General features: G+C 34.8%; 8 protein-coding genes. 7 read left to right on the top strand and 1 reads right to left on the bottom strand.

The genetic code is table 11. The features are described 5' to 3' along the window. Window positions 1–132 precede the first annotated feature (132 nt). The 7 genes from J2S25_RS19600 to J2S25_RS19570 all read left to right on the top strand — a co-directional run bounded on the left by J2S25_RS19600 (window position 133) and on the right by J2S25_RS19570 (window position 6,195). A complete protein-coding gene (locus J2S25_RS19600) occupies window positions 133–654 on the top strand; it encodes a GNAT family N-acetyltransferase (protein WP_307192700.1) in 522 nt (173 codons plus the stop codon). 250 nt (window positions 655–904) lie between these two features. Next, window positions 905–1,756, top strand: a complete 852-nt coding sequence (locus J2S25_RS19595; RefSeq protein WP_307192699.1) for an alpha/beta fold hydrolase — start codon at window positions 905–907, stop codon at window positions 1,754–1,756. A 1,282-nt stretch (window positions 1,757–3,038) separates the two neighbouring features. Then, window positions 3,039–3,800 carry a hypothetical protein gene (locus J2S25_RS19590; protein ID WP_307192698.1) on the top strand — a complete coding sequence of 254 codons (762 nt, stop codon included), beginning with the start codon at window positions 3,039–3,041 and terminating at the stop codon, window positions 3,798–3,800. 724 nt (window positions 3,801–4,524) lie between these two features. Continuing rightward, window positions 4,525–4,725: a hypothetical protein gene (locus J2S25_RS19585; RefSeq protein ID WP_307192697.1), complete on the top strand. Its 201-nt coding sequence runs from the start codon at window positions 4,525–4,527 to the stop codon at window positions 4,723–4,725. Window position 4,726: 1 nt separating this feature from the next. Then, window positions 4,727–5,371: a hypothetical protein gene (locus J2S25_RS19580; RefSeq protein ID WP_307192696.1), complete on the top strand. Its 645-nt coding sequence runs from the start codon at window positions 4,727–4,729 to the stop codon at window positions 5,369–5,371. 48 nt (window positions 5,372–5,419) lie between these two features. Next, window positions 5,420–5,944: a terminase small subunit gene (locus tag J2S25_RS19575; protein ID WP_307192695.1), complete on the top strand. Its 525-nt coding sequence runs from the start codon at window positions 5,420–5,422 to the stop codon at window positions 5,942–5,944. Then, on the top strand, window positions 5,941–6,195 hold the full coding sequence (locus tag J2S25_RS19570; RefSeq protein WP_307192694.1) for a hypothetical protein: 255 nt from the start codon (window positions 5,941–5,943) through the stop codon (window positions 6,193–6,195). Before J2S25_RS19575 ends, J2S25_RS19570 begins: the two co-directional genes overlap by 4 nt. Before the next feature lie 55 nt (window positions 6,196–6,250). Here J2S25_RS19570 and J2S25_RS19565 read toward each other — a convergent pair whose 3' ends face one another. Continuing rightward, window positions 6,251–6,481 carry a hypothetical protein gene (locus J2S25_RS19565; RefSeq protein ID WP_307192693.1) on the bottom strand — a complete coding sequence of 77 codons (231 nt, stop codon included), beginning with the start codon at window positions 6,479–6,481 and terminating at the stop codon, window positions 6,251–6,253. Between the last annotated feature and the right edge of the window lie 176 nt (window positions 6,482–6,657).

Raw genomic sequence — 6,657 nt, 5'->3', positions numbered from 1 at the left:
TCTATTATAAAGGACTTTTTCTTTGCGTAAAACAAAAATATTGAAGATTGTGAGTCTTTTTAATATTGAATATTAATTAGTGCAACACTAGTGATAGAATATATATCTAACTTTAGTTTAGAGGTGGATTAGATGGACATAAGAAACGCTATTTTAACCGATGCAAAAGGCATTGCAAAAGTACACGTTGATAGCTGGAAATCTACATATAGAAACGTAATGCCAAATGAGTTTTTGGAGAAATTGTCATACGACCAAAGAACAGACTTGTGGAAACGTAATATCTCTAAAGAGGATAATTATGTTTTTGTTGCAGTAAATAATGATGGAGAAATTGTAGGTTTTGCAGATTGTGGGAAAAGAGAGAGTAATGATGTGGATGATTCGGGTGACTTAACATCTATTTACCTCCTGGAAGAATATCAAGGAAAAGGGATTGGAAAACAATTATTGAAACAACTTTTTGTACAATTTGATGGTTTGGGTTTTAAAAAAGTGTTTGTTGAGGTATTAGAAGCCAATAAAACTCGTTATTTCTATGAGTATTATGGTGCTAAATTACTTAAATCAGAAAAAATAAAAGTTGCAGGTACAGAATTGAATCTTCTGGTATATGAATGGAATAATATTGAGGAAGTTTTATCTAAATTTTGAAGAACATAGGTCTTGTTCAACAAACGAGTGTTTTTACTTCAATAAGAACCGTCGAAAGGCGGTTTTTTTACTGGAATTTTTCCTTTAAAATTAATTATCAGTCGAATCGACTTTCGTCGATCCAACCTGAAAAATTATAAAGAATAGGGATTGCAATCGCTTTTCTTGTTCCGCTAACGAAGCAGAGTTGAAGAAGGAAGCAACCTTAATTATGAAGAATAAATAATTAAAAGGCTTTTTAGGAGGAATTATGACTAATCAACAAAAGGATTTAGTTAATTTTCATACTGTAAATTGTCAAGGCTTACATACTAATATTATTGGTGAGGGAGAAGTTATTGTTTTCCTCCATGGTGGACCTGGAAGCGAACATCGTTTTTTTCTTCCTCATGTTTTACCATTATCCCAAAGATTCAAGTTAGTCTTTTATGACCAAAGAGGCTGTGGAAAGTCAGAAACATTAAAAAATACTCAATACTCTATGAAAGATGAAGTTGAAGCGTTGGAATTACTACGCAAAGAATTAGATGTTGAAAAAATCAATTTATTTGGGGAATCTTGGGGTTCAATGCTTGCATTACTATATGCAACTTCTTATCCAGAAAGAGTAAATAGGATATTTCTAACTGCTGTAATTGGAGTTACTGCTGAAGGTTTTACTACCTTTTCAGAAGAATTAGAAAAAAGATTGTCGGAAGAAGATAAAATAAAACTATCTATTTTGGAAGAGAAATACAAGAGAGGAGATACAACAATAGAAGAAATTCTTGGAGTTTTAGATAGATATTACGTTTATTCTGAAGAATCATTAAAAAGAAAAAAGAAAACAACGATTAATACTACCGTTAACGATGCAATTGGAAAAGATATTATGGAAAATTATGACTTGACAATGAAGTTAGATAAAATTAGTAATATTCCTATTCTCATTGCACAAGGTAGCCATGATATTTTAACACCTAATTTAGTAAAAGGGCTTTTGTTAGAACATATTCCTCATGCGGTACTAATTGAAGTTGAAGAGTGTGGTCATTGGACAGTTGTGGAAAAGCCGATTGAAATAAACAAGATTGCAATTGATTTTTTTGATACCAGCTTATGAAGCTAACGGGTGCGATTGTTCAATACGGGCAGTCCACCCAAGTTTGTTTTGAGAAAAAAATCAAAACTGATGCCCCAAGTTAATTTTGAAAATGTATTAGATACTAATGCCCCAACCCATAAATTTCCACCTTTAAAGCACCCCCTACCACTACCTTCCAATTGCGTTACCTTTTACCAATAGAAACCGTATGGAAAGAAGTAACATTGACAGTAACAACACATTAGCATCTGTTGGTTAGTGTTAATTATTGTAAGTAATTAATTATATTAATACGTAAATTTGTATAATAATTAATGGTAAAAGCTATTATATTAGATTCTCACTAACCGTTATACAGTGTATATACTATGCAGTGTTATTCAAGTTTCATTTGCTACATTAAATGCACTTATAGACACAATCATCATTTAACATTAGAGGATGACATTACCAATTGACTTTACCAGTAGGATATTATTTTTACCGTTTGTTTATTGGTAGTAATAGGTAATAAATCCAGGGTGTACCATGTGGTTAATTTGGATAAGTGTGGCAGTTAGGGTGGGGATAATTGGTAGTTGACAAAATGAATTATTTACAATTTTGACACAATTTATTTTCCTCTAATTTCCAGTGTTTTTACCAATAATTTCTATTGACATACCTCTGTCAGAATGATGGTTAGGTTGGACATATTTTGACCCGATGGATTCTCACAAACGCTGCTATAAAGGGATTTGTTGGAAATGGCATAAAACATAAGGGGTGTAAACAGTGAACAAATAGTGAACAAGGGGCTTTTATTATTTTTCTAATATAAACCCTTTACCGACAGTCTACCTTCTTCATAACCTTTCTATTATAAGTTAGGTTTACCGTTATATATTCCCTTGATAGGGAAGCTGACTGGAAGGAAGCAGGGTAGAAAGTACAAGCTAGTAAATAACCTGCACTGTTTTTATTAACACTGATTGCCTTCGGCAGTGTTTTCTTCTAATTCTATATCTCTTATTAACCAAGAACAAATTAAGTTGAAGAATAATTACTCTATATATTTAAGAGACAAGAATCTTGAAAACCGAACAAAAATACCTGAAACCTTTCAATTAATTTGAAGGGTTTTTTTATTTTTAGGAAGAGGGTTACAGATTTCCAGTTTTACTTTATTAAGAAGTAGGGGTTCAAAAGAGTCGCCTGTCTCGTTAATTGGAATATAAGGCTTTTTAAATTGGATGGGGACAGAAGAGTCATCTGTCTTGTTATTAAGAATATAGCTAAAAATTAAAAGGGGAGAATCAACATGAGAAGACTAACAGAAGCAGAAGGACAACTAATCAACAGACTGGTAAAGGCAAGAGTAAGGAAGGAATTACTGGCTAACAGTAAGAACTGGGGAACAGCAAGAGTTAAAGGGAAATGGGAAGGTTCTCACTGGAAAGCGAATGAACTAGAATCCTATTTATTCTTAAGGGCTACCACACGGGCTATAAGCTTTGTAAACCGACCTAAGGAGGAACGTACCGCACCACTAGAACACTGGTTAAATTATGGGATGGACTGGCTTGTGAAGGACTTCTATAAACATATGAAAAAGCAAGACGTTTTAAATCTTGATGACTGTTACACCGAAGAACTAAGCATTAGAAGGGATTCAATGGATAAGAAGCATAAGGAAGGTGAAGAGGGTAGCAGAACCATACACGAAGCAATTGCAGTAAATAACCCATTACCGAATACTGACAAATCAACTACCGATAACAGCATCATAGATTTGGTGGATGAAATCCTAATGCTATTGGAAGATAAAGTGAGTAGTAACAAATATGAAAAATACACTATTGTCCTGGAAGGAATCGCATTCACTCAGAAATGGAAAAAGAAAGGACATGCTATGGAACGTACTGGAACGGTAAAGGATAACGGTACTATCCACCTTGAAGGAAATGGGGAAGAAATTTTAATGAATCCTAGAACGATAGCAAGACTATTAAAGGAGATTGGTAAACACCTAGAAAACGATAAAGACTGTTTAAGAAAGTTTGCTAAAAATGTACGATTTTAAGAATTAATTCCTCTTATAAATATAGAAGGGCAGTCGAGAGATTGACCTGCTTTAGAAGTCATTAGGGTCTATTACCTCCCCTAGTGGCTTCAATAAGCTTGTTATCAAGCTAATCACTGACATATTCCTCCTTTGCTAGATTCCACTAATTTTGGTTAGTGGGATTTATGGAGAGTGGGAAACACTTTCTAAAAATACTTAATGAAGGGCTATAACCCTAGCATTTAGTACATTGCTTTTTATTCTGTTCCGTATCAGGTTGGGTAGGTTGTCGTCAGCCTATCTGTAAAACGTTGACATATTCATTTGACTGCTAGGAACAGACTAGTATTTCTTTGTTTAGCAGGTGGGGCTATTGTGTGGGGTAGTCCTACCGCCTTTCTAATATCATGGGCATACGGTGTATGTGGATACTCTAGTTATTCCGTTAACAGAAGCTAATAAATACAAACTAACACCAGCCCGCCATTTAGACTTTATCATTCAAAGTCAGGATTTTCTTTCGATACTGTTCTTTTCCTTGGAAGGGTTGAGAATAAGTCTTGAGTGTATTTGATTCCTAACTGGTTAGAGGTATCCAGTTTGGATCAACCAATAAGTACTCGAATCATTTCGAGAAGTTTTAGTGAATCACGCTGGCATTAACATGATTAATGTCACTTAGGGCTAATCTCTTCGGAGGTTAGTCCAATAGTTATTTTAATCAGGGAGGTTAGGAAGTGATATGAACCAGTTACAAGAGGATACAATTACCGTTCTTTCAAAAGAGAATGAAAGATTAAAAAGGAAATACTTCTTTGCTACAAAAGATAATTACCAGTTAAACAAATGGCTTAAGGAATCACTGGAAGAAAACGAAAAGCTAGACCTGGAATACAAACGGTTAACAAAAATAATTAAACGATATGACAAGGGGAGAATTTAACATGGATATGCAAGCATTCTTAAATACAGCAGTAGGAAGACAAATGAAGGCAATGGCAGAAAAGCATGTAGCAGAACGCCAGACAGAAAGGCAGGGTTACCAAGAAGAGTTAAGCCAGTTACTAGCCAAAGGTGGAACAAGAACAAACATAGCACAAAATAGAGGGGAAACACGTTTTGTGAATATGGAAGGTGTACTAAGCTTCTATTCAGTATCCGACACTGGAACGGTTAAAGACCTTAAACCGCTAACAATGGAGACATTCCAATCAATGGATAAGTTAGACCAAATGAGGTTTAAGGAAAATTTCCCTGCTGAGTACATGGCAATAGAGTACGGTTCTTTCAAACAGGATTTATCAAAGGAGTTCTTTGAGGGTGCAGTAGTAGCAATCAACACAGACTATATGGAACTGGAATTATACCTTAACCGTCCAACGGTTGTTAATGAGTTTGAGTATCATCAGAACTTGGAAGTATCCACCGCTTATGATTCATTTGAGGACTATAAGCAAGGGTTAACAAAGGAACTCAAGACATACCGTCAAGATAATTCGGTAGAGGGTCGAATCGAAAGACAAAACCGTATCAGCGAACTTCAAGGAAAGATTAAGGAAATAGATTCAGAGGTAGGAAGTGGGGAATAAATCCCTGCTTCTTTTTTAAAAATCATATAAAGAAAGGGATAGATAAAAGTGGAAAAGCAGCTAAAGAAACATGATACACGAAACGGTAAAAGTAAACCTGATTATCTATCAGAACAGCAGGAAGCTTTTTGTTATGCATATATAGCATATGGACAGAACTTACAGAAGGCTATAGAAGAAGTCGGAATTAAATCCCGTACCACTGGTTATAAGTATTTAAACAATCCACTGGTACAGGCCAAAATACAGCAGATTCAGGAGACACACATTAAACCGTTAGTTATCCAAACCACTAAGAAAATGGAACTTCTAACTAACATAGCAAAGGGTGAGGACTACAATTATTATCCAAATTTTAAGACTGGTGAAATCATAAAAGCCCCAGTGAATGCCAGTGACAAAATTAAAGCCATTGAGTTAATGAGTAAGATTGACGGTGACTTTAATATCAGACACACGATAGACCAAAATAAGACCGTCTTTGTTATCGGTGGAGAAGAACTGGAAGAGGGTAGGAAGCGGAAGATAATTCAAGCGGATATTTCCTATCTAACGGAGGGGGAAGAAGAATGATTGAAGTCTTTACCGTTTTCCCTGACGGGGATTATTCATTATCTAAAGTACCAAGGGATAGAATTAAAGAAGTATTCAAGAAGCTGGGTGCTAAACCCGACATGGTTATAGACGGCATACCTTACAAGGTGAATCATTACACTGGAATAGGTACTAACATCTATAACAATAACGATTGTATCACTGTCTATCTAGAAGATATGGAAGGAAACTCATACGAGTTTTTGTTTTTTCCTGTAGCGGTTGAGTAATAATACAAATTCGATAGAATTATTTTGAAGTAAAAAACCACCAAAAAGTGGTGGCTTAATTTGAGGTATTATTTTTCATATAGGGATTATCATAATGGTGATAAGAGTCTCCACCTTCAAGTTGTCGCTTGGTTTCTGCATCAATCACCGTATGTTTCCAAAACTCTTCATCTTTAGTTTGAACAAAAGAAGCGAAGAAATATACTTGACGTTCCGGATGAATAGCAGGAGAAAGTTTATCTTTTGGTTGGCACATATATCTTCCTGTCTTCTTTTCAAAAGTCATAACTGCATCAGGTACTTCTTTATAAGATAATTTTCGTCTTATACTATAAGAAGCATTCTCATGTTCTTTATATTCATCTTTTTGTTTATGACACTCTTAAATTTCCGAAAGTTGACGGTATTGCCTGTCCAGAATTAGTCGATTATAATGTCCATATATAATTCGAAACATTTCGA

The sequence above is a fragment of the Mesobacillus stamsii genome (assembly GCF_030814065.1).
Classification (GTDB): domain Bacteria; phylum Bacillota; class Bacilli; order Bacillales; family Cytobacillaceae; genus Mesobacillus; species Mesobacillus stamsii.
Note: the sequence above shows the minus strand (reverse complement) of the source record. Positions and strands in the feature narration are given on the sequence as shown.